This window comes from Achromobacter sp. FW305-C-28 (assembly GCF_058783235.1).
Genome location: NZ_JBYSYL010000009.1, coordinates 47,259 through 67,778 on the forward strand (window position 1 = coordinate 47,259; position 20,520 = coordinate 67,778).

Genomic DNA, 20,520 nt, shown 5'->3' on the forward strand with positions numbered 1-20,520 from the left:
GGATATCCCTGTGAAAGTCCTGTGGATTGCCTGTGAAAGGCTTGTGGATAAAAAAGAATAACTTTCCGCCCCACCCTCTGGGGATAAGTCGCTGGCAGGAATTTTCGGCGTCTTTCGGCGCCAAACGACCAGGCCGCAATGAAAACGGGCGGCCCGAAGGCCGCCCGCCTGGGCCACGCGGCAAATACCGCGCGGCTTCCGTGCTGGTGCGTTACAGCTTCAGGCCCAGCGCCTTGGCCACGCCCGCGGCATAGGCCGGGTCGGCCTTGCGGAAGTGTTCCAGCTGGCGGCGCTGGATTTCCTCGGGCACGTCCGCCATGTGGCGGCCGATGTTGCCGAACAGCAGCTCTTGCTGTGCCGGCGTCATCAGGCGGAACAAGGCGCCCGGCTGCGAGTAGTAGTCGTCGTCCACGCGGTGGTTCCAGCGGGCCGCGGCCTGGCCGTCCAGCGCCAGCGGCGGTTCGCCGGCCGACGGAGTTTCCTTCCATTCACCGGCGCTGTTGGGCTCGTAGTTCAGCGTGCCGCCGGCATTGCCGTCCACGCGCGATGCGCCATCGCGGTGGTAGCTGTGGAACGGGCAGCGCGGCGCGTTCACCGGAATCTGGTGGTGGTTGATGCCCAGGCGGTAGCGGTGCGTGTCGCCATACGAGAACAGGCGGCCTTGCAGCATCTTGTCCGGCGAGAAGTCGATGCCCGGCACCACGTTGGCCGGCGTGAAGGCGGCCTGCTCGACTTCGGCGAAGTAGTTCTCGGGGTTCTTGTTCAGTTCCAGCACGCCCACGTCGATCAGCGGGTAGTCGCCGTGCGGCCACACCTTGGTGAGGTCGAACGGGTTGATGTGGTAAGTCTCGGCTTCGGCCTCGGGCATGATCTGCACCTTCAGCGACCACTTCGGGAAATTGCCCTGTTCGATGTTGTTGTACAGGTCACGCTGCGAGCTTTCGCGGTCGTGAGCGACCACTTGCGCCGCTTCCTCGTCGCTCAGACAGGCAATGCCCTGCTGCGACTTGAAGTGGAACTTCACGTAGAAGCGTTCGTTGTTGGCGTTGACGAAGCTGAAGGTATGCGAACCGAAGCCATGCTGCTGGCGCAGGTTGGCGGGAATGCCGCGGTCGCTCATCAGGATGGTGACCTGGTGCAGCGATTCGGGGCTGAGCGACCAGAAGTCCCAGGCGGCGGTGGCGCTGCGCAGGTTGGTCTTGGGGTCGCGCTTCTGGGTGTGGATGAAGTCGGGGAATTTGAGCGGGTCGCGGATGAAGAACACCGGCGTGTTGTTACCCACCAGGTCCCAGTTGCCTTCGTCCGTATAGAACTTGATGGCGAAGCCGCGCACGTCGCGTTCGGCATCGGCCGCGCCGCGTTCGCCGGCCACGGTCGAAAAGCGCAGGAACAGCGGGGTCTGCTTGCCGACCTTGGAGAAGATGCTGGCGCGGGTGTAGCGCGAGATGTCGTGGGTGATGGTCAAGGTGCCATAGGCGCCCGAGCCCTTGGCGTGCACGACGCGTTCGGGGATGCGTTCACGGTCGAAATGGGCGAGCTTTTCAATCAGCCAGAAGTCCTGCAACAGCGCGGGACCGCGAGGGCCTGCGGTCAGCGTGTTGTTGTTGTCGGCCACCGGGGCGCCAGAGGCGGTGGTCAGATGCTGCTTCTTGTCGGTCATGGCACACACTCCCTACGTAATTCCTGGAATGCGCGGCGCCTGGGCCGGGCCGCGCAACGTGATGGATACCGCCCCGGACATAGCCGGCCGGGGAATATCTCCGACACATCATAGGGGTCTATGTTTCCACTGTGAAGTTGATTGAACTAGTAAATTTGATTAAAAATAACTATCGATGGCGCGACATGATGTCCATCGCCGCCCAACCATCCTGGAACGCAGGCGAAAAAAAGCCGGCCCCAAGAGGCCGGCTTTTCGTGGCGCGAAGCGATCAGCGGCTGGCCGCGGCTTCTGCCTTGCGCTGCATGGCGCGGGTGATGGACCACTGCTGGGCGATCGACAGGGTGTTGTTGACGCACCAGTAGAGCACCAGGCCGGCCGGGAAGAAGAACATCATCCCGCCGAACACCAGCGGCATGATCATCATGACCTTGGCCTGGACGGGGTCCGGGGGCGTCGGGTTCAGTTTGATCTGCAGGAACATGGTGGCCATCATGATGGCGGGCAGAATGAAGAACGGGTCGCGGATCGACAGGTCATGGACCCACAGGATCCAGGGCGCGCCGCGCATTTCCACGCTGGCCAGCAGCACCCAGTACAGCGAGATGAACACCGGGATCTGCACCACCATCGGCAAGCAGCCGCCCAGCGGGTTGATCTTTTCGGTGCGGTACATCTCCATCATGGCCGCATTGAGCTTCTGCTTGTCGTCGCCGTACTTTTCCTTCAGGGCCTGCAGGCGCGGGGCGACCTGCTTCATACGGGCCATCGAGCGGTAGCTGGCGGCGGCCAGGGGGTAGAACAGGGCCTTGATCAGCACGGTCAGGGCAACGATGGTCCAGCCCCAGTTGCCCAGGATGGAGTGCAGCCAGGTCATCAGCGTGAACAGCGGCTTGGCGATGATGGTCAGCCAGCCGTAGTCGACCACCAGTTCCAGGCCGGGGGCGAGCGCCGCCATGGCCTTCTGGTCTTGCGGGCCGACCCACAGGTGCGAATCGACGCGGGCAGCGGCGCCCGGGGCGATCTCGCCGATGGCTTCGATGGTGCGGGCGGCGTACAGGTTCTTCTGCACTTCCAGCACTTCGTTGCTGCGCGGCTTGCCTTGCGGCGGCACCCAGGCGGTGGCGAAGTAGTGCTGGACCACGGCGATCCAGCCGTTGTCCGTCTGCTTGATGTAGTTGGCCTTCTTCTTTTCGATGTCGGCGAAGGTCATCTTCTGGAACTTGTCCTGTTCCGAGTAGACGGCCATGCCGGTGAACGTGTGATAGAAGCTGGAGGTATCGGCCGGGTCGTTGCCGTCGCGCTCGAGCTGCAGGTACAGCGCGGGCGTCACGGGGGCGGAGCCGACGTTGGCCAGGTCGTGGCGCACGTCGATGTCGTAGCGGCCGCGATGCAGCGTGAAGGTCTTGGTGACCTTGACGCCGCCGGATTCGGCTTCGAACGTCACGTCCAGGTTGTCGCCGGTCAGCTGGCGATCGGTCGAGACGACGCGGAAAGGCGTCTGGTGCGTCGGGAAGCTCTGGCCGTTGCCTGCACCGACCACGCCGGTCTGGGCGACGTAGTTCAGGCCGGCGGCGCGATCAAGCAGCACGGTGGGCTTGTCGGGTTGGCCGGTGGCCGGGTACTTCAGCAGTTCGGCCCGCACCAGCTGGGCGCCCAGCGTGTCGAACGTCAGGCGCAGTACGTCGGTGGTAATGACGACTTCTTCCGAGCGCGTCGGGGCCGGCGTGGCGGCGCCCGGCACGGCCGAGGGCGCGGGGGCGCTGGCGGTGCTGGGGGCATTGGGCACCGAAGGCGTCGCGTTGTTCGCGGCGGCCGGCGTGCCGTTGGCGTTCGTGCTGGCCGCGGGCGTGGGGCCCCCGAACAACGACGGCTTGCCGTTATGGATCTGCCAGTTGTTCCAAAGGAGCAACAGCGAGAAGGAAAAAATCATCCAGAGGACGGTTCGTCGGATATCCATGGTGCCTACTGAAGTGAATACGGGCCAGCAAAGCCCGCCAGTTTAGCGTCAATCGTGCTCGGTGCGGTGGCCATGGGAGCAGCAAGCGCCGCCGTTGGTTCCCTTGGCCGGCGGAACCGGGTCCCAGCCGCCGGGCGACCAGGGATGGCAACGGCCGATGCGCCGGACCATCAGCCAGAAGCCGCGCCAGGGACCGTGGCGTTCGATCGCCTCGATCGCGTACGCCGAGCAGGTCGGGGTAAAGCGGCACTGCCGGCCGATCCAGGGGCTCAGGAAGAACCTGTAGAACCGGATCGGGGCAATGAGTATTGCGGCCCCCACGGAACGCCCGCGTCGCGGACGGCTTGCCTGCCGGGGGGATGGGCCGTTCATCGCGCGATCCGCTCGAAGTGAGCGTCCGCTTCGGCTCTGGCCGCGCGTTTAAGCGCGGTGAGCGTGGCGGGCGCCACTTTGCAGTGCAGCCGCACGACGTAGTCTTTTGCCGGAAGCGCCAGGCGCCGGTGACGGAACGCCTCGCGGATGACCCGCTTCAAGGCGTTGCGCGTGGTGGCGTGGGCGGCGAACCGCTTGGCGATCACCAGGCCCAGGCGGGCACAGGCGTCCTGGCCGGGAGGCAGATCGTTGGGAGCGGCGCTCACAACGAAAAACGCCCCTCGGGCAAGACGCCGGCCTTTAAGGGCGGCGGCGAACTCGGAGGGGCGATGCAGCCGCGCCTCCGGGGGAAGCGTGGAGCGCGGCATGGACTGCGGGTCAGGCGTTTGCGCGGAACCGGGACGGGATTGCGAGAGGTCTTGCAATATGGCCGGTCCGTGCAAAAAAAGTCAGGCTTCCGGCAAAAGACCGGAAACGCGGGACTTAGACGGCCAGACGCTTGCGGCCCTTGGCGCGGCGGGCGCTCAGGATGGCGCGGCCAGCGCGGGTTTTCATGCGCACGCGAAAGCCATGGGTGCGCTTGCGGCGGGTAACGGAAGGTTGGTAGGTACGTTTCATGGACGATCCACAAAAAGAACAAAAGTCAGAAGGGACCTGCCCGGAGGGTTCCTGGTCGCGGATCCAAAGCGGGTATCTAGTAAGCGATTGCGCCGCGTCATGGCACCAAGGTGCAAAAACGCCAGCAAAATCAGACTTGTAGACGGGGCTTGGGGGCCGGGGATTCCCCGGGCGACCTATTCAGCAAGGCCAGGATTCCAGGCGAACGCTAGTGTAGCGCTCACGTTGATACTGGGCCTTCTGCGAAACCTTCTGACAGACAGAATTCGGAAAAGCCCACCATTTCAGCAAGTTTTCCCTGTCTTGTCAAACAGTTAAGCTGGCGGCATGTGCAAGCTTATGCCCTACCCTGTGGATAACCCATGCCCAGGCAAGGTAGAATCGAGGTTTGAATAAGAGCGACATGAAAGAATTCTGGCAGACCTGCGTCAGTCGTCTTGAGCAGGAACTCCCCCCCCAACAAATCAGCGCGTGGATACGACCGCTGGTCCCGCTTGCGTATGACGAGACGCAGGCGGTGCTGCGCGTTGCCGCCCCCAACCGGTTCAAGCTGGACTGGGTGCGCAAGAACTTCTCCCACCAGATCGAAGCGTTGGCCGCGGAGTGGTTCGAGCGTCCGGTACAGGTTTTGTTCGAGTTGCCCTCGCAGGGCGCCACGCCGCGCATGCCTGTCGCGCCTGTGCGCGCCCAGCAACCCGCGCACACGCCACTGTCCGGTGCCACGCCGTCAGGCGGCGCGCCGCCGCCCGGCATGGCCGCGCAGCCCGCCGCGCCGGCAGCCCCCGCACCCAGTGCGGGCGCGGCTGCCGTCAACGCGGATGCCGCGAACATCGTGTACGAGCGCTCGCGCCTGAACACCGACCTGACGTTCGAGAACTTCGTGACGGGTAAGGCCAACCAGCTGGCGCGCGCTGCCGCGCTGCAGGTGGCCGAGAACCCGGGTACGTCCTACAACCCGCTGTTCCTGTATGGCGGGGTGGGCCTGGGCAAGACCCACTTGATCCACGCCATCGGCAACGCCATGGTGGCGGCGGGCACCGGGGTGCGCGTGCGCTACGTGCATGCCGACCAATACGTGTCCGACGTGGTCAAGGCGTACCAGCGCAAGGCGTTCGACGATTTCAAGCGCTACTACCACTCGCTGGACTTGCTGCTGATCGACGATATCCAGTTCTTCTCCGGCAAGAACCGCACGCAGGAAGAATTCTTCTATGCGTTCGAGGCGATGGTCGCGCAGCGCAAGCAGATCATCATCACCAGCGACACGTACCCGAAAGAACTGTCGGGCATCGACAGCCGCCTGATCTCGCGCTTCGATTCCGGCCTGACGGTCGCGATCGAGCCGCCTGAACTCGAGATGCGCGTGGCGATCCTGCTGCGCAAGGCCGAGTCCGAAGGCGTGCCCATGCCCGAGGAAGTGGCGTTCTTCATCGCCAAGCACCTGCGCAGCAATGTGCGCGAACTTGAAGGCGCGTTGCGCAAGGTGCTGGCCTACGCCCGCTTCCATGGCCGCGACGTGCTGACGGTGGACGTCTGCAAGGAAGCCCTGAAGGATCTGCTGTCCGTGTCCAACGGACAGATCACCGTGGAAAACATCCAGAAGACGGTGGCGGATTTCTACAAGATCAAAGTGGCCGACATGTATTCGAAACGCCGGCCGGCCAATATCGCGTTGCCGCGCCAGGTCGCTATGTACCTGGCGAAGGAGCTGACCCAGAAAAGCCTGCCGGAAATCGGCGACCTGTTCGGTGGTCGTGATCACACCACCGTCCTGCACGCCGTACGCAAGATTTCCGACGCCCGCGCAAAGCAAGCGGAGCTCAACCATACCCTGCACGTGTTGGAACAAACTCTAAAAGGATGACCATGCAACTCGTACAAACCACACGCGATGCATTGCTGAAACCGCTGTCGACCGTGGCGGGCATCGTCGAAAGACGCCATACCCTGCCCATCCTGGCGAACATCCTGATGCGCAAGGAAGGCAACAAGGTTGCCTTCATTGCGACCGACCTCGAAGTACAGATCACGACGCATGCCGACTTCGGCGTGGGCCACGACAACGAGTCCACCACCGTTGCTGCGCGCAAGCTGCTCGATATTCTGAAGGCCCTGCCCGATACGGGCGACGTGCGCCTGGCGCTGGCCAGCAACAAGCTGTCGGTGCAGTCGGCCAAGAGCCGCTTTGCCCTGCAGACGCTGGCCGCCAGCGAATTCCCCACCGTGGCTCAGCCCGAGCAGTGGGACGTGTCGCTGACCATGCCGCAACGCACGCTGCGCCACCTGTTCAACATGGTGCACTTCGCCATGGCCCAGCAGGACATCCGCTATTACCTGAACGGCATGCTGCTGGTGTTCGAACCGGGCCGTGTGCGCGCGGTTGCCACCGACGGTCACCGCCTGGCCCACTGCTCCACCGAAGCAGACGGCATCAGCGAACGCCACGAGGTGATCGTGCCGCGCAAGACCGTGCTTGAAATGCAGCGCCTGCTCGAAGACTCCGACGAAGTCGTGTCGATCGACGTGGCGCCGGGCCAGATCCGTTTCCGCTTCGGCGACGTCGAGCTGGTGTCCAAGCTGGTCGAAGGCAAGTTCCCCGATTTCACGCGCGTGATTCCCACGAATTACTCGCGCCACTTCCTGGTGGGCCGCGAAGCCTTGCAGGGCAGCCTGCAACGCGCCGCCATTCTCACCACCGACAAGTTCAAGGGCGTGCGCCTGCAGCTGGCGCAGAACCAGATGAAGATCTCGTCCTCGAACGCCGAGCAGGAAGAGGCGCAGGAAGAAATCGACATCGACTACGGCCACGAACCGCTGGACGTGGGCTTCAACGTCGGCTACCTGCTCGACGTGCTGGCCAACGTCAAAGTGGACAACATCCAGTGGTCGGTCATGCCCGATGCCAACGCGTCGGCGCTCATCACCCTGCCCGAAGACGACCAGTTCAAATACGTCGTCATGCCCATGCGGATCTAAGTCCGCGCTCATGTGGGTTTGTGCCGCCACGGGCCTGATGGCTCGTCGGCGGTCCGGCCGCCAGGCCGTTCTTTAAAGCGTTATCGATACAGACATGTCAGATCAGCAGAACACCACTCCCGAGAATGGCGGCTACGGCGCCGACTCGATCAAGATGCTCAAGGGGCTGGAGGCCGTGCGCAAGCGCCCCGGCATGTACATCGGGGACACGTCCGACGGCACCGGCTTGCACCACATGGTGTTCGAAGTCGTCGACAACGCCATTGACGAAGCGCTGGCCGGCTATTGCGACGACATCGTCGTCACGATCCACACCGACAATTCCATCTCGGTCACCGACAACGGCCGTGGCATCCCCACGGATATCCACAAGGACGACGAATTCCATCGCAGCGCGGCGGAAATCGTCATGACCGAACTGCACGCCGGCGGCAAGTTCGACCAGAACTCGTACAAGGTGTCCGGCGGCCTGCACGGCGTGGGCGTGTCTTGCGTGAACGCCCTGTCCGAATGGCTGCGCCTGACCATCCGCCGCAACGGCGAAGTGCACCAGATGGAATTCCGCCAGGGCGAGCGCGTCGCGCCCCTGGCCGTGACCGGCACGACCGACAAGCGCGGCACTGAAGTGCGCTTTCTGGCCGACCCGATCATCTTCAACAACATCGAATACCACTACGAGATTCTCTCCAAGCGCCTGCGCGAGCTCTCGTTCCTGAACAACGGCGTCAAGATCCGCCTGATCGACCAGCGCCAGGGCAAGGAAGAGAACTTCGCCTTCTCGGGCGGCGTGAAGGGCTTTGTCGAATACATCAACCGAGCCAAGACCGTGCTGCACCCGAACGTGTTCTCGGTCAGCACCGAGTCCGCCGCGGGCGGCGTGTCGGTGGGCGTGGAAGTGGCGATGCAGTGGAACGACAGCTACAGCGAAAGCGTGCTGTGCTTCACCAACAACATTCCGCAGCGCGACGGCGGCTCGCACCTGACCGGCCTGCGCGCGGCGATGACCCGCATCATCAACAAGTACATCACCGACAACGAGCTGGCCAAGAAGGCCAAGGTCGAGACGTCCGGCGACGACATGCGCGAAGGCCTGGCCTGCGTGCTGTCGGTGAAGGTGCCCGAGCCCAAGTTCAGCAGCCAGACCAAGGACAAGCTGGTGTCCAGCGAAGTGCGTCCGGCCGTCGAAGAAGCCGTGGCGCGCACGCTGGAAACCTGGCTGCTCGAACACCCGAACGACGCCAAGGCCCTGTGCAACAAGATCGTCGAAGCCGCCCGTGCCCGCGAAGCCGCCCGCAAGGCGCGCGAAATGACGCGTCGCAAGAGCGTGCTGGAAGGCGCCGGCCTGCCCGGCAAGCTGGCTGACTGCCAGGAAAAAGACCCGGCGCTGTGCGAGCTGTACATCGTGGAGGGTGACTCGGCAGGCGGCTCGGCCAAGCAAGGCCGTGATCGCAAGTTCCAGGCCATCCTGCCGCTTCGCGGCAAGGTGCTGAACGTGGAAAAGGCGCGCTTTGACCGCCTGATCGCCAGCGAACAGATCGCCACGCTGATCACCGCGCTGGGTACCAGCATCGGCCCCGACTTCAACGTCGACAAGCTGCGCTACCACCGCCTGATCATCATGACCGACGCGGACGTTGACGGTGCGCACATCCGCACCCTGCTCCTGACGCTGCTGTACCGCCAGATGCCCGAGTTGGTGCAACGCGGCTACGTCTACATCGCCCAGCCGCCGCTGTACAAGGTCAAGGTTGGCCGCGAGGAACGCTACCTGAAGGATGCCCAGGAAGAAGCGCAGTTCATGCTGCAGCTGGCCCTCAAAGACGCCGAGATCATCTCGGGCGGCAACATCATCCGCGGCGAAGAGCTCAGCGACCTGGCTCGCCAGTACGTGGCCGCTGACGGCGTGATGGCCCGCCTGGCCCGCGTGTTCGACGTGGCCGCGCTGTCGGCCATGGCCGAAGGCGTCGAGATCAACCTGGACTCGGCCGAAGCCGCCGCCGATTCGGCCAAGCGCCTGGCCGATGCCATGCGTGACCCGGTCAGCGGCAATGGCGTGGACGTCGTGCCCCAGTTCGACGAAGCCACCGAACGCCATCGCCTGTCGGTGCAGCGCATGCACCACGGCAACGTGCGCGTCAGCATCATCGACGCCGACTTCGTCAATGGCAGCGACTACGCCATCCTGTCCAAGGCCGCCAAGAGCTTTTCCGGCAAGGTCGGCCCGCGCTCGCTGGCCGCGCGTGGCGAAGGCGACAAGCGCAAGGAACAGGTCGTGTCCGACTTCCGCGAAGCCATGCAATGGCTGCGCAGCGAAGCCGACCGCAGCATCTCCAAGCAGCGCTACAAGGGTCTGGGCGAAATGAACCCGGAACAGCTGTGGGAAACCACGATGGACCCGAAGGTGCGCCGCCTGCTGCGCGTGCAGATCGAAGACGCCATCGCGGCGGACGAGGTCTTCACCACGCTGATGGGCGACGACGTCGAACCGCGCCGCAACTTCATCGAAGCGCACGCGCTGTCGGCGGGCAATATCGACGTTTGATCGCTGGCGGTCAGACCATCATCGAGCGGCCCGCCCGGGCTGCGGGATGACATAAGAAGGGGCTGCTCAGGCAGCCCCTTTTTCTTTGCTTGTTGACTTGCTCGCGGGTTGCATCAAGCCTGCACGTCATTCGCCCACGGCTCGGCCGTCAGGCGCTGCGCCAGGTATTCGATCAGCGCCTGCACCCGGGCCGGCCGGCGCCGCCCCGGTGGCGTGACGATGTGCAGCGCGATGGGGTCCACCTGCCAGTCGTCCATGGCGGTTTCCAGGGCGCCCGATTGCAGGTCTTCCCAGGCCAGGAATTCCGGTTGCAGCGCCAGGCCCATGCCGGCCCGCAGCGCGGGCGCCAGGGCTTCGGCGTTGTTGACGTTCAGGTGGATGGGCAAGGCCTGCGAAAACTCGCCGTGCGTCTCGTGGCGAAAACGCCAGCTGGCGCCGTTGCGCGCGTACATGTATTGCAGCGCGCTGTGCTGCGCCAGATCGCGCGGGTGCTTGGGCTTGCCCGCACGCTTGAAGTAGCCGGGTGCACCCACCAGCAGGATGCGCACCGAGCACAAGCGCCGCGCCAGCAAGGTGGAATCCACCAGGTTGGAGATGCGCAGCGCCACGTCGAAGCGCTCTGACACCAGGTCGGCCTGCTTGTCGTTGAATTCGATTTCCAGGCCCACGTCGGGATGCGCCTGCATGAAGGGCGGCAGCATCGGCGCCAGGTGCGTGACGCCGAACGACATGGGTGCGGCCAGGCGGATCTTGCCGCGCAGGCTGGTGGATTTTTCCGTGACCTCGGCTTCGACCGCTTCGCCTTCCTCAAGGATGCGGGCGGCCCGCTCCAGGGCAGCGTAACCCGATTCGGTCAGCGTCATGCTGCGCGACGTGCGGTGGAACAGCGTGGTCTTCATGCGGGTTTCCAGCCGGGTGATGGTCTTGGAAACCGTGGCCTGGGCCACCGACAGTTCCGCGGCGGTCTTGGCGAACGACCCGGTCTCGGCGACCTTGGCGAAGATCGCCCACCCTTCCAGATCGGGCAGTTTATTCATCGTGCGCTCTCATGTATCGGTTCGCGCCGATGATAGCGGCTGCCTATTACCCATACAAGATCGCCTTGCAAAGGGTCACGCAATCGCAGTCCGCCAGAGGGATCATGCAAAAAATGGAAAGGATGGAATTCCGTGCGGCGGATTCTCAGGGGATGGGCCCATCCCTAATATGCCTACACCGACAGACAACGCAGACGGAAGCTTCAAGCGGCGCTTCCGACACCGCGCAAACGGTGCAGGTCTCAGAGGCCTGCTCAGACCCCGAATTCATTTCGCCGCCCCTTTTTTGACTGATCCCCTGGAAGAGAGACCCGCCATGTCGAACCGCAAATACCTCGAAGTCCTGACCCCCGAGAACAGCCAGATCATCTTCATCGACCAGCAGCCCCAGATGGCATTCGGCGTGCAGTCGATCGACCGCCAGACGCTGAAGAACAACGTAGTGGGCCTGGCCAAGGCCGCGCGCACCTTCAACATTCCCACCACCATCACCACGGTGGAAACCGAGAGCTTCTCGGGCAATACCTTCCCTGAACTGCTGGCCGTGTTTCCGGACAACAAGATCCTGGAACGCACCTCGATGAATTCGTGGGACGACCAGAACGTGCGTGACGCGCTGGCCGCCAACGGCCGCAAGAAGGTCATCGTGGCGGGCCTGTGGACCGAAGTCTGCAACACCACCTTCGCCCTGTGCGCCATGCTGGAAGGCGACTACGAGATCTACATGGTGGCCGATGCCTCGGGCGGCACCTCGGCGGATGCGCATAAGTACGCCATGGACCGCATGATCCAGGCCGGCGTGGTGCCGGTGACCTGGCAGCAAGTCTTGCTGGAATGGCAGCGCGACTGGGCCCGCAAGGAAACCTATGACGCCGTCACCGCCATCGTCAAGGAACACTCCGGCGCGTACGGCATGGGCATCGACTACGCCGTGACCCACGTTCACAAGCTGGCCGAGCGCGTGCAGCACGGCGAACGCATCGGCCCCAACCCGGCCAAGTAATCCCGGAACCAGGAGCGCACCGTGCCAGACCAGAAGAACCATTCCGCGGGAGGCAGCTTCGTGGCGCTGCGCCAGCCCGTGTTTGCCGTGTTGTGGGCGGCCACGGTGCTGGGCAACGTCGGCAGCTTCATGCGCGACGTGGCCAGCTCCTGGCTGGTGACGGACCTGTCCGCCAGCCCGACCGCCGTGGCCCTGATCCAGACGGCGGCGACGCTGCCGATTTTTCTTCTGGCGATTCCGGCCGGCGTGCTGTCGGACATTCTGGACCGGCGGCGTTTCCTGATCGTCGTGCAGCTGCTGCTGGCCTCGGTCAGCGGCACGCTGCTGGTGCTGTCGCACTTTGGCGCATTGACGGTGGATTACCTGATTGCGCTGACCTTCGTGGGCGGTATCGGCGCGGCGTTGATGGGACCGACCTGGCAGTCCATCGTGCCCGAGTTGGTGCCGCGAGAAAACCTCAAGGGTGCGGTGGCGCTGAACTCGCTGGGCATCAACATTGCGCGCGCCATCGGCCCGGCCGCGGGCGGTCTGATACTGGCCAGCTTCGGCGCCGCGGTGACCTACGGCATGGATGTGCTGAGCTACGTCTTCGTGATTGCCGCCCTGCTCTGGTGGAAGCGCCCGGCCGCCACCGACAGCGCCTTGTCGGAAAACTTCCTGGGGGCTTTCCGCGCTGGCCTGCGTTACACGCGGGCCAGCAAGGAACTGCACCGCGTGCTGCTGCGCGCCGCCGTGTTCTTCCTGTTTGCCAGCGCCGTGTGGGCCCTGCTGCCCCTGGTGGCGCGACAGATGCTGGGCGGCACCGCGGGCTTCTACGGTGTGCTGCTGGGCGCGGTGGGCGCTGGCGCCATCATCGGCGCCCTGGTGATGCCGCGGCTGAGCGCGCACCTGGATACGGACGGGCTGGTGCTGCTGGCGTCGGTGGTCAGTGCGGCCGTCATGGCGATGCTGGTGTTTGCCCCGCCCAAGTGGCTGGCCGTGCTGTTGCTGGTGCTGCTGGGCATGGGCTGGATCACTGCGTTGACGACCTTCAACAGCGTGGCCCAGGCGATTCTGCCGAACTGGGTGCGTGGTCGCGGCCTGGCCGTGTACCTGATGGTGTTCAACGGCGCGATGGCCGCTGGCAGCCTGGGCTGGGGCCTGGTGGCCCGCGAGATCGGCGTGCCGTACGCCCTGGCGGCCAGCGCGGCAGGCCTGGTGCTGGTGGCGCTGTTGTTCCACCGTGTTCGCCTGCCGGTGGGCGAAGCGGATCTGCAGGCGTCCAACCACTGGCCCGAGCCGCTGGTTGCGGAATCGGTGGCCAACGACCGCGGGCCGGTGATGGTGCAGGTGGAATACCGCATTCGCCAGGAAGACCGCCCGGCGTTCCTGGACGCGATGCAGCGCTTGTCGCAGGAACGGTTGCGCGATGGCGCCTATGCCTGGGGCGTGGTCGAACACACGAACAATCCGCAGCGCGTGGTGGAGTGGTTCTTCGTGGAATCGTGGGCCGAACACTTGCGCCAGCATCATCGGGTATCGCATGCCGATGCCGATCTGCAGGCCGAGACGCTGCGCTTTCATATCGGGCCGGACAAGCCGGAAGTCCATCACTTCCTGGCGTTGAAGCAGGGATCATCGAAAGAGGCACGCCATGATTGAGCGCCGTCCCCTTGAAAGCCTGGGCCATGCCCGCCGCGGCTGGCTCGATGCCAAGCACCACTTTTCGTTCGCCGGCTACCAGGACCCCAAGCGGATGCGATGGGGGGCGCTGCGTGCCTGGAACGATGAGACGATTGCGGCGGGCGCGGGCTTTCCGCCGCTGTTGCAGACGGATATGGAAATCATCACCTGCGTGCGCGAAGGCGCGCTGACGCACGAAGACGACCTGGGCAACCGGGGCCGCACCCGGGTGGGCGATGTGCAGGTGATGAGCGCGGGCAGCGGCGTGACGCACGCCGAATTCAACATGGAAGGCGGCCCTGCCCGCGTGTTTCAGATCTGGATCGAGCCGGACCGCCGCGGCGTGCCGCCCAGCTGGGGCCGCAAGACCTTTGCCCGCGAGGCTTGCCATGGCCAGTTCGTCACGTTGGCCAGCGGCCTGGAGGGCGACGATGACGCGTTGCCGATTCGCAGCGACGCGCGTGTGCTGGCGGTTGCGCTGAAGGCCGGGCAAGCGGCCACCTACCGCTTTGCACAGGGTGCGCGCCGCGGCTACCTGGTGGCTGCCAAGGGGCGCTTGACCGTCAACGACATCCCCGTGGATGGCGGCGACGGCGTTGCCATCCACGATGAAACCGATCTACGCCTCATGGCCCTGGACGACACCGAAGTCCTGCTGGCCGATACGCATGCCTGACCCCATTCATCCCGCAAGGACATCCATGAAGATTTATCTACTTTCCCTTGGCGCCGGCCTGCTGGTCGGCGTGGTGTACAGCCTGTTGCAGGTGCGTTCGCCGGCACCGCCGCTGGTGGCGTTGATCGGCCTGCTCGGCATCCTGGTCGGCGAGCAGATCGTGCCGGTGGGCAAGCAGTGGCTCAGCGGCACCGCGTTTGTCGCTGCCTGCGACAAAGAGAAGGCGGTGAGCCATGTCTTCGGGCAACTGCCCGGCCGCCAGGCACAGGACAAAACCCCCGAGGACAAGGCCCAGGGCTGACCCCCATCACGCACCAAAGGAATATCGTATGCCTACTCGCCGCGACCTCATTGGTGTTGCTTCTACCCTGGCGCTCAATAGCCTGCTGGGCCGCCGCGCCATTGCCCGATCCCAAGGAGATTCCTCCATGTCCGACCCGTCAAACGCTACCCCGGATGTCGTTTTCTACAACGGCCGCATCACTACGCTGGACCGCGCCCGACCGCAGGCCAGCGCGGTCGCGATCAAGGACGGCCGCTTCGTTGCCGTCGGCACTGATGCCGAGGTCATGGCGCTGGCCGGCTCCACCGCCCGGCGCGTCGACCTGAAGGGCCGCGGCGTGCTGCCGGGGCTGTTCGACAACCACACGCACGTGGTACGCGGCGGCCTGAACTACAACATGGAACTGCGCTGGGACGGCGTGCGTTCGCTGGCCGATGCCATGGGCATGCTCAAGCGCCAGGTGGCCATCACGCCGGCCCCGCAGTGGGTGCGGATCGTGGGCGGCTTCACCGAGCATCAGTTCGCCGAAAAGCGCCTGCCCACCATCGACGAGATCAACGCCATCGCGCCGGACACGCCGGTATTCATCCTGCACCTGTACGACCGCGCGCTGCTCAATGGCGCCGCGCTGCGTGCCGTGGGCTACACCAAGACGACGCCCAACCCGCCCGGCGGCGAGATCATCCGCGACAGCCAGGGCAACCCCACCGGGCTGCTGCTGGCCAAGCCCAACGCGACCATCCTGTACGCCACGCTGGCCAAGGGGCCCAAGCTGCCGTTCGACTACCAGCTCAATTCGACGCGCCATTTCATGCGGGAATTGAACCGCCTGGGCGTCACCGGCGTGATCGATGCCGGCGGCGGCTTCCAGAACTATCCCGACGACTATGCCGTCATCCAGAAGCTGGCCGACGATGGCCAGATGACGGTGCGCCTGGCCTACAACCTGTTCACCCAGAAGCCCAAGCAGGAAAAGGAAGACTTCCTGAACTGGACTTCCAGCGTGAAGTACAAGCAAGGCACCGACTACTTCCGTCACAACGGCGCGGGTGAAATGCTGGTGTTCTCGGCGGCCGACTTCGAAGACTTCCGCGTCGAGCGGCCGGACATGCCGGCGGAAATGGAAGGCGAGCTGGAAGAAGTGGTGCGGGTGCTGGCGCAGAACCGCTGGCCATGGCGCCTGCATGCGACCTATGACGAGACCATCTCGCGGGCACTGGACGTGTTCGAGAAAGTGCACCAGGACACGCCGCTGACCGGCCTGAACTGGTTCTTCGACCACGCCGAAACCATCTCCGACAAGTCGATCGACCGCATTGCCGCGCTGGGCGGCGGCATTGCCGTGCAGCACCGCATGGCCTACCAGGGCGAATACTTCATCGAGCGCTACGGCGCGGCGGCCGCCGAGGCCTCGCCGCCCGTGGCCAAGATCCTGCAGCGGGGCGTGAAGGTATCGGCAGGCACGGACGCCACGCGCGTCGCATCCTACAACCCGTGGGTATCGCTGTCCTGGATGATCACCGGCAAGACCGTGGGCGGCACGCGCCTGTATCCGGCGCGCAACTGCCTGGATCGCGAAACGGCGCTGCGCATGTGGACCGAGAACGTCGCCTGGTTCTCGAACGAGGAAGGCAAGCGCGGCCGCATCCAGGCCGGCCAGCTGGCCGACTTCATCGTGCCCAGCAAAGACTATTTCAGCTGCGCCGAAGACGACATCTCGTTCCTGACGTCGGACCTGACGGTGGTGGGTGGCCGCGTGGTCTATGGCGGCGGTGATTTCGGGCCGCTGGACGAGAACCCGTTGCCGCCCGCCATGCCGGACTGGTCGCCCACGCGCCTGTTCGGCGGCTATGCCGCCTGGGGGGATCCCGAGGGCGCCGGCCGTAACTCCCTGGGCTACCGCAACATGGCCGCCTGCGGCTGCGCCAGCGCTTGCGCCGTGCACGGCCACGACCATGCCAAGGCGTGGGCCTCGACGGCGCCCAGCGGCGACCTGCAGGGCTTTTTCGGCGCGCTGGGCTGCGCGTGCTGGGCGGTTTGAGGGAGTCCGGTCATGCAAGCGTCTACTTCCTGGGAACAGCGGCTGGCGGACGCCGCCCGGCCGCTCTTCGGTTCCCCTGCCGTGCGGTTCCTGGCTTACCTGGGCCTGTGCGCGGCCTATCTGCAAGGCGGATGGGTCAAGCTCACGGACTTTCCCGGCGCCCTGCGCGAGATGGCGCATTTCGGCCTATCGCCCGAGCCGCTCTTCGCGGTGCTGGTGATTGTGCTGGAACTGGCGGCGTCGGCCATGATCCTGACCGGCCGGCTGCGTTGGCTGGGGGCGGTGGCGCTGGCCGGTTTCACGTTGGCGGCCACCGGGCTGGCATTGCGGTTCTGGGAAATGCCCCTGGGGCAAGACCGCTTCATGGCCGCCAATGCTTTCTTCGAGCACCTGGGGCTGGCGGGCGGCTTGCTGCTGGTGGCCTGGCTGGACTTGCGTACCGCCGAGGCGGTTGCGGCTACGCCGCCTGGGGCGCCGCGCACACCTGCTTGATGGTCTGCCGCAGCCAGCGGTGCGCGGGGTCGTTGTCCAGCCGGGGCGGCCAGGCCTGCACCACGGCCACCGGTGCCGAGGGCACCGGCATGGCGAAGGCGCGCAGGCCCAACCGTTCAGCCCCTGGCACCAGGTGTTCGGGCATGGCGGGCAGGATCAGGTCGGAATCGGCAACGGCGAACAAGGCGGCGTGGAACGTGGGCACGATCAGCGACACATGGCGTGCCAGGCCCAGGTCGGCCAGGGCCGTATCGATAGGCCCCTGCGCGCGGCCGCGCCGCGACACGCTGATGTGGTCATAGGCCGCGAGGCGCTGGGGCGTGATGTCGCCCTTGAAGATCGCGTGCCCGGCGCGGGCCACCCCCAGGAACGGGGTGGTGAACAAGGTCTGCACCTTGATGTCGGCGCCGAATTTCTGCATTGAACCGATGTACAGATCGGTCTCGCCACCCAGCGCGGCCGTGTCGTCGTCGCCTTCCGAGACGAAACGCAGCACGGCGCGTGGCGCATAGCGGCGCAGGTGTTCGCGCAGCCGTCCGCCGTAGCCGCCGGCGAACACATCATTGGCGCGCAGGGTGAAGACGCGCGTCAACGTTGCCAGGTCGAGGCTGGCGCTGAACGCCGTGAATACCGCCTGTGCCTGGTCCACGGTCTGTCGGATCTGCTCGCGCAGTTCCAAGGCACGCGGCGTGGGCACCAGGCCGCGCGACGAGCGCACCAGCACCGGGTCGCCTACCGCCCGGCGGATGCGGGCCAGGCTGCGGCTGACGGCCGGGGCGCTGAGGTTCAGGCGACGTGCGGCGCCCACGACGCTGCCTTCCTGGATCAGGATATCCAGCGTCAGCAGCAGGTTCAGGTCGGGCGATGTCATGTGGGCAAGCATAGCGCGACGGGCCACGCGCGCGGATTGCGCGGCATGCAATCGTGGTTTGTGCGGCAAGGCATTTTCCGCGGCGTCGGTGCGCGTGAAGATGGGCGCCATCGCGGCGCGTGGATGTGCCGCACCGACCAAGGAGAGACAAATGGCGCTGGAAGTGCTGGAACTGCATCATCACGCGGTGCGCATGCCGCTGGGCAAGGTGGCGGCGATGGGGGCGTTCTATGGCGACGTGCTGGGCCTGGACACGGACCAGGGGCGCTGGGAGATTCCCGGCATCGCGGGCTATTTCCTGGACATGGGTAACGATTGCCAGATCCACCTGTTGGGCAGCGACGGGCCGTCGCCTTATGCACAGGGGCCGGGCTGCGACCCTGTGGAAAACCACGTGGCGCTGGCGGTGCGCGATATCGCCGCCGCCGAGACCGAGCTGCAGCGCCTGGCGGTGGACTACTGGAAGCTGGACAACGTGGCCGCGCCCGAGCTGATGCAGCTGTTCCTGCGGGACCCGGTGGGCAACCTGATCGAGCTGCACCAGATCGGCCGCTGCCGCTGCAAGCGCAGCGACCGCGCCTTTGCCGACGCCAAGGCGGCCGCGGGCGCCGCGCCGTCGGCCGGGCAGGCGTGAACGACATCGTCATGTTCATCGACCTGGATGCCCTGCCCGGGCCAGACCGCTACAAGCTCCTGACCGCGGCGATCGTGCCGCGGCCGATCGCGTGGATCGTGTCGCGCGATGCGCGTGGGACCACCAATGTGGCGCCCTTCTCTTTCTTCAATCTCATGTCCGGCGATCCGGCGCTGATCTGCGTGGGCATCGGCGTGCGCGGCGACGTGCCCAAGGACACGGCGCGCAACCTGGCCGAACGCGGCGAGTTCACCGTGAACCTGGTGTCGGCCCGGCTGGCGACGCGCATGAACGTGACGGCGGTGGATTTTCCGCCGGGCGTGGACGAATCGCTCGAGGCCGGGCTGGCGCTGGCCCCGTCAGAGCGTATCGCCGTGCCGCGGGTGTCACAGTCGCCGGTGGCGTTCGAATGCCGGGTGCGCGAGCTGATCCGCATCGATCGGCGCAGCCTGGTGGTGGCCGAGGTGGCGGCGATGCATGTGCAGGACGAGATGGTGGCGGATCGCGACCATCTGTACCTGGACGGCCCGCGCATGGACCTGTTGGCCCGCCTGCACAACCCGGGCTGGTATTGCCGCCCGCAGGCCGCCTTCCAGATGCCCCAGTTGACGCTGGCCCAATGGGAGGCGATGAAGCTGTCTGGCCAGGCCCAGGCCTACCTGGACGGGGCGCCAGGGGCAGAACCGGCCCGCTAGCCGTCAGCGCGCCGGCCGGGCCTTGAGGTCGGCCATTTCTTCCTGCATCAACTGGTGGGCGTAGCGCGAGAACACGCTGACCAGGCGGGTGCGGGTGTGGTACGGCGGGTACAGCAGCGCCACCGTGACCGGCACGGCGGGGCTGAAGGGGCGCACCTCCACCCCGTTGGCTTCGTATTCCTCGCGCGCCGCCAACGGGTTGATCAGCGCCACGCCCAGCCCGGCGCCGACCAGTGCACAGACCGATGAACCCAGGCCGGCTTCGGCCACCGTCTGGCGTTCGACCTTGGCGGCCTTGAAGACGGCGTCGATCTTTTCCCGCAGCGGCGTGGCGCTGGGGAAGGCAATGAAGGGCTCACCCGCGAAATCGGCGGGTTTGAGCTTTTTCAGCTTGGTCAGCCGGTGGCCCTTGGGCAGCACCGCCACGCAATTCATCGTCAGCACGGGCTCGACCTGGATGCCGGGCGAATCGCCTGACAGCATGGCCAGCCCGGTGTCGCAGAACCCCGAGCTGATCCAGTTGTGTACGGCGCTGGCGTTGCCCGAGTGGATCGACACCATCACATCCGGGTACTCGGTCTTGAAGGCGGCCACGATGCGCGCCAGCAGGCCGCCGGCCAGCCGTGGCATGGCCGCCACGCTCAAGCGGCTGGCGCTGAACGAGCGGATGCTGGCCGCCGCCGATTCCAGGCCGGCCAGGCCGATGAAGGTCTTTTCCACCTCTTGAAAGAAGCGCGAACCGTCCTGGGTGGGGGTCAGGCGGCTGCCATTGCGGTCGAACAGGGGAAACTGGGTGATTGCTTCCAATTGCGCGATTAAGCGGCTAACGTGCGGCTGCGAGGTGTGTACTCGCCTGGCGGCCGCGGTCATGGAGCCGGTCATCATGACGGCCCGGAAAGCCTCGATGTGCCGTAAGCCCATTCGTGTAATGGCCATATCAAATCCGTATAGAGGAATACCCGATTGGAACTGGATAAAACCATAACGCTAGTTGATAC

The 20,520-nt window shown here is 65.3% G+C and carries 19 protein-coding genes; 11 read left to right on the plus strand and 8 right to left on the minus strand.

Annotation, left to right across the window (positions count from 1 at the left end):
• Positions 1–211 precede the first annotated feature (211 nt).
• The 5 genes from AC3WMR_RS21040 to rpmH all read right to left on the minus strand — a co-directional run bounded on the left by AC3WMR_RS21040 (position 212) and on the right by rpmH (position 4,610).
• The gene (locus AC3WMR_RS21040) at positions 212–1,660 is read right to left on the minus strand and encodes a catalase (RefSeq protein WP_492264796.1); all 1,449 of its coding nucleotides are present in this window, start codon (positions 1,658–1,660) and stop codon (positions 212–214) included.
• Positions 1,661–1,931: 271 nt separating this feature from the next.
• Entirely contained in the window at positions 1,932–3,620 is a 1,689-nt protein-coding gene (gene yidC / locus AC3WMR_RS21045; protein ID WP_492264797.1) for a membrane protein insertase YidC, read from the minus strand.
• A gap of 48 nt (positions 3,621–3,668) precedes the next feature.
• Positions 3,669–3,992 carry a membrane protein insertion efficiency factor YidD gene (gene yidD / locus AC3WMR_RS21050; RefSeq protein ID WP_233175920.1) on the minus strand — a complete coding sequence of 108 codons (324 nt, stop codon included), beginning with the start codon at positions 3,990–3,992 and terminating at the stop codon, positions 3,669–3,671.
• Positions 3,989–4,360, minus strand: coding sequence for a ribonuclease P protein component (locus AC3WMR_RS21055; RefSeq protein ID WP_025140407.1), 372 nt, complete (start codon positions 4,358–4,360; stop codon positions 3,989–3,991). Before AC3WMR_RS21055 ends, yidD begins: the two co-directional genes overlap by 4 nt.
• Positions 4,361–4,475: 115 nt before the next feature.
• The gene (rpmH, locus tag AC3WMR_RS21060) at positions 4,476–4,610 is read right to left on the minus strand and encodes a 50S ribosomal protein L34 (RefSeq protein WP_006228069.1); all 135 of its coding nucleotides are present in this window, start codon (positions 4,608–4,610) and stop codon (positions 4,476–4,478) included.
• Positions 4,611–5,013: 403 nt separating this feature from the next.
• On the opposite strand from rpmH, the gene dnaA reads away from it, so the two are divergent.
• The 3 genes from dnaA to gyrB all read left to right on the plus strand — a co-directional run bounded on the left by dnaA (position 5,014) and on the right by gyrB (position 10,128).
• Entirely contained in the window at positions 5,014–6,474 is a 1,461-nt protein-coding gene (dnaA, locus tag AC3WMR_RS21065; RefSeq protein ID WP_025140408.1) for a chromosomal replication initiator protein DnaA, read from the plus strand.
• 2 nt (positions 6,475–6,476) lie between these two features.
• A complete protein-coding gene (gene dnaN / locus AC3WMR_RS21070; protein WP_025140409.1) occupies positions 6,477–7,586 on the plus strand; it encodes a DNA polymerase III subunit beta in 1,110 nt (369 codons plus the stop codon).
• Between the two features lie 94 nt (positions 7,587–7,680).
• Positions 7,681–10,128: a DNA topoisomerase (ATP-hydrolyzing) subunit B gene (gene gyrB / locus AC3WMR_RS21075; protein ID WP_492264798.1), complete on the plus strand. Its 2,448-nt coding sequence runs from the start codon at positions 7,681–7,683 to the stop codon at positions 10,126–10,128.
• 113 nt (positions 10,129–10,241) lie between these two features.
• Here gyrB and AC3WMR_RS21080 read toward each other — a convergent pair whose 3' ends face one another.
• A complete protein-coding gene (locus tag AC3WMR_RS21080; protein WP_492264799.1) occupies positions 10,242–11,165 on the minus strand; it encodes a LysR family transcriptional regulator in 924 nt (307 codons plus the stop codon).
• A gap of 316 nt (positions 11,166–11,481) precedes the next feature.
• On the opposite strand from AC3WMR_RS21080, the gene AC3WMR_RS21085 reads away from it, so the two are divergent.
• The 6 genes from AC3WMR_RS21085 to AC3WMR_RS21110 all read left to right on the plus strand — a co-directional run bounded on the left by AC3WMR_RS21085 (position 11,482) and on the right by AC3WMR_RS21110 (position 17,322).
• On the plus strand, positions 11,482–12,168 hold the full coding sequence (locus tag AC3WMR_RS21085) for a hydrolase (protein WP_175192292.1): 687 nt from the start codon (positions 11,482–11,484) through the stop codon (positions 12,166–12,168).
• Positions 12,169–12,189: 21 nt separating this feature from the next.
• Positions 12,190–13,809 carry an MFS transporter gene (locus AC3WMR_RS21090; protein WP_492264800.1) on the plus strand — a complete coding sequence of 540 codons (1,620 nt, stop codon included), beginning with the start codon at positions 12,190–12,192 and terminating at the stop codon, positions 13,807–13,809.
• Positions 13,802–14,506, plus strand: coding sequence for a pirin family protein (locus AC3WMR_RS21095; protein WP_175192290.1), 705 nt, complete (start codon positions 13,802–13,804; stop codon positions 14,504–14,506). The genes AC3WMR_RS21090 and AC3WMR_RS21095 overlap by 8 nt, the downstream gene beginning before the upstream one ends.
• 25 nt (positions 14,507–14,531) lie before the next feature.
• Positions 14,532–14,807: a XapX domain-containing protein gene (locus AC3WMR_RS21100; RefSeq protein ID WP_492264801.1), complete on the plus strand. Its 276-nt coding sequence runs from the start codon at positions 14,532–14,534 to the stop codon at positions 14,805–14,807.
• A 127-nt stretch (positions 14,808–14,934) separates the two neighbouring features.
• Complete coding sequence (locus AC3WMR_RS21105) at positions 14,935–16,830, plus strand: amidohydrolase (RefSeq protein WP_492264802.1); 1,896 nt, start codon at positions 14,935–14,937, stop codon at positions 16,828–16,830.
• Between the two features lie 12 nt (positions 16,831–16,842).
• A complete protein-coding gene (locus tag AC3WMR_RS21110) occupies positions 16,843–17,322 on the plus strand; it encodes a DoxX family protein (RefSeq protein WP_492264803.1) in 480 nt (159 codons plus the stop codon).
• Here the strand turns inward: AC3WMR_RS21110 and AC3WMR_RS21115 are convergent.
• Positions 17,288–18,193 carry a LysR family transcriptional regulator gene (locus tag AC3WMR_RS21115; RefSeq protein WP_492264804.1) on the minus strand — a complete coding sequence of 302 codons (906 nt, stop codon included), beginning with the start codon at positions 18,191–18,193 and terminating at the stop codon, positions 17,288–17,290. The two genes, AC3WMR_RS21110 and AC3WMR_RS21115, sit on opposite strands and share 35 nt — an antisense overlap.
• Before the next feature lie 151 nt (positions 18,194–18,344).
• On the opposite strand from AC3WMR_RS21115, the gene AC3WMR_RS21120 reads away from it, so the two are divergent.
• Together AC3WMR_RS21120 and AC3WMR_RS21125 are read left to right on the plus strand one after the other, a co-directional pair.
• Positions 18,345–18,827, plus strand: coding sequence for a VOC family protein (locus AC3WMR_RS21120; protein ID WP_492264805.1), 483 nt, complete (start codon positions 18,345–18,347; stop codon positions 18,825–18,827).
• An 11-nt stretch (positions 18,828–18,838) separates the two neighbouring features.
• Positions 18,839–19,522, plus strand: a complete 684-nt coding sequence (locus tag AC3WMR_RS21125) for a flavin reductase family protein (protein ID WP_492264981.1) — start codon at positions 18,839–18,841, stop codon at positions 19,520–19,522.
• Between the two features lie 3 nt (positions 19,523–19,525).
• Here AC3WMR_RS21125 and AC3WMR_RS21130 read toward each other — a convergent pair whose 3' ends face one another.
• The gene (locus AC3WMR_RS21130) at positions 19,526–20,458 is read right to left on the minus strand and encodes a LysR substrate-binding domain-containing protein (RefSeq protein WP_025140419.1); all 933 of its coding nucleotides are present in this window, start codon (positions 20,456–20,458) and stop codon (positions 19,526–19,528) included.
• Positions 20,459–20,520 lie beyond the last annotated feature (62 nt).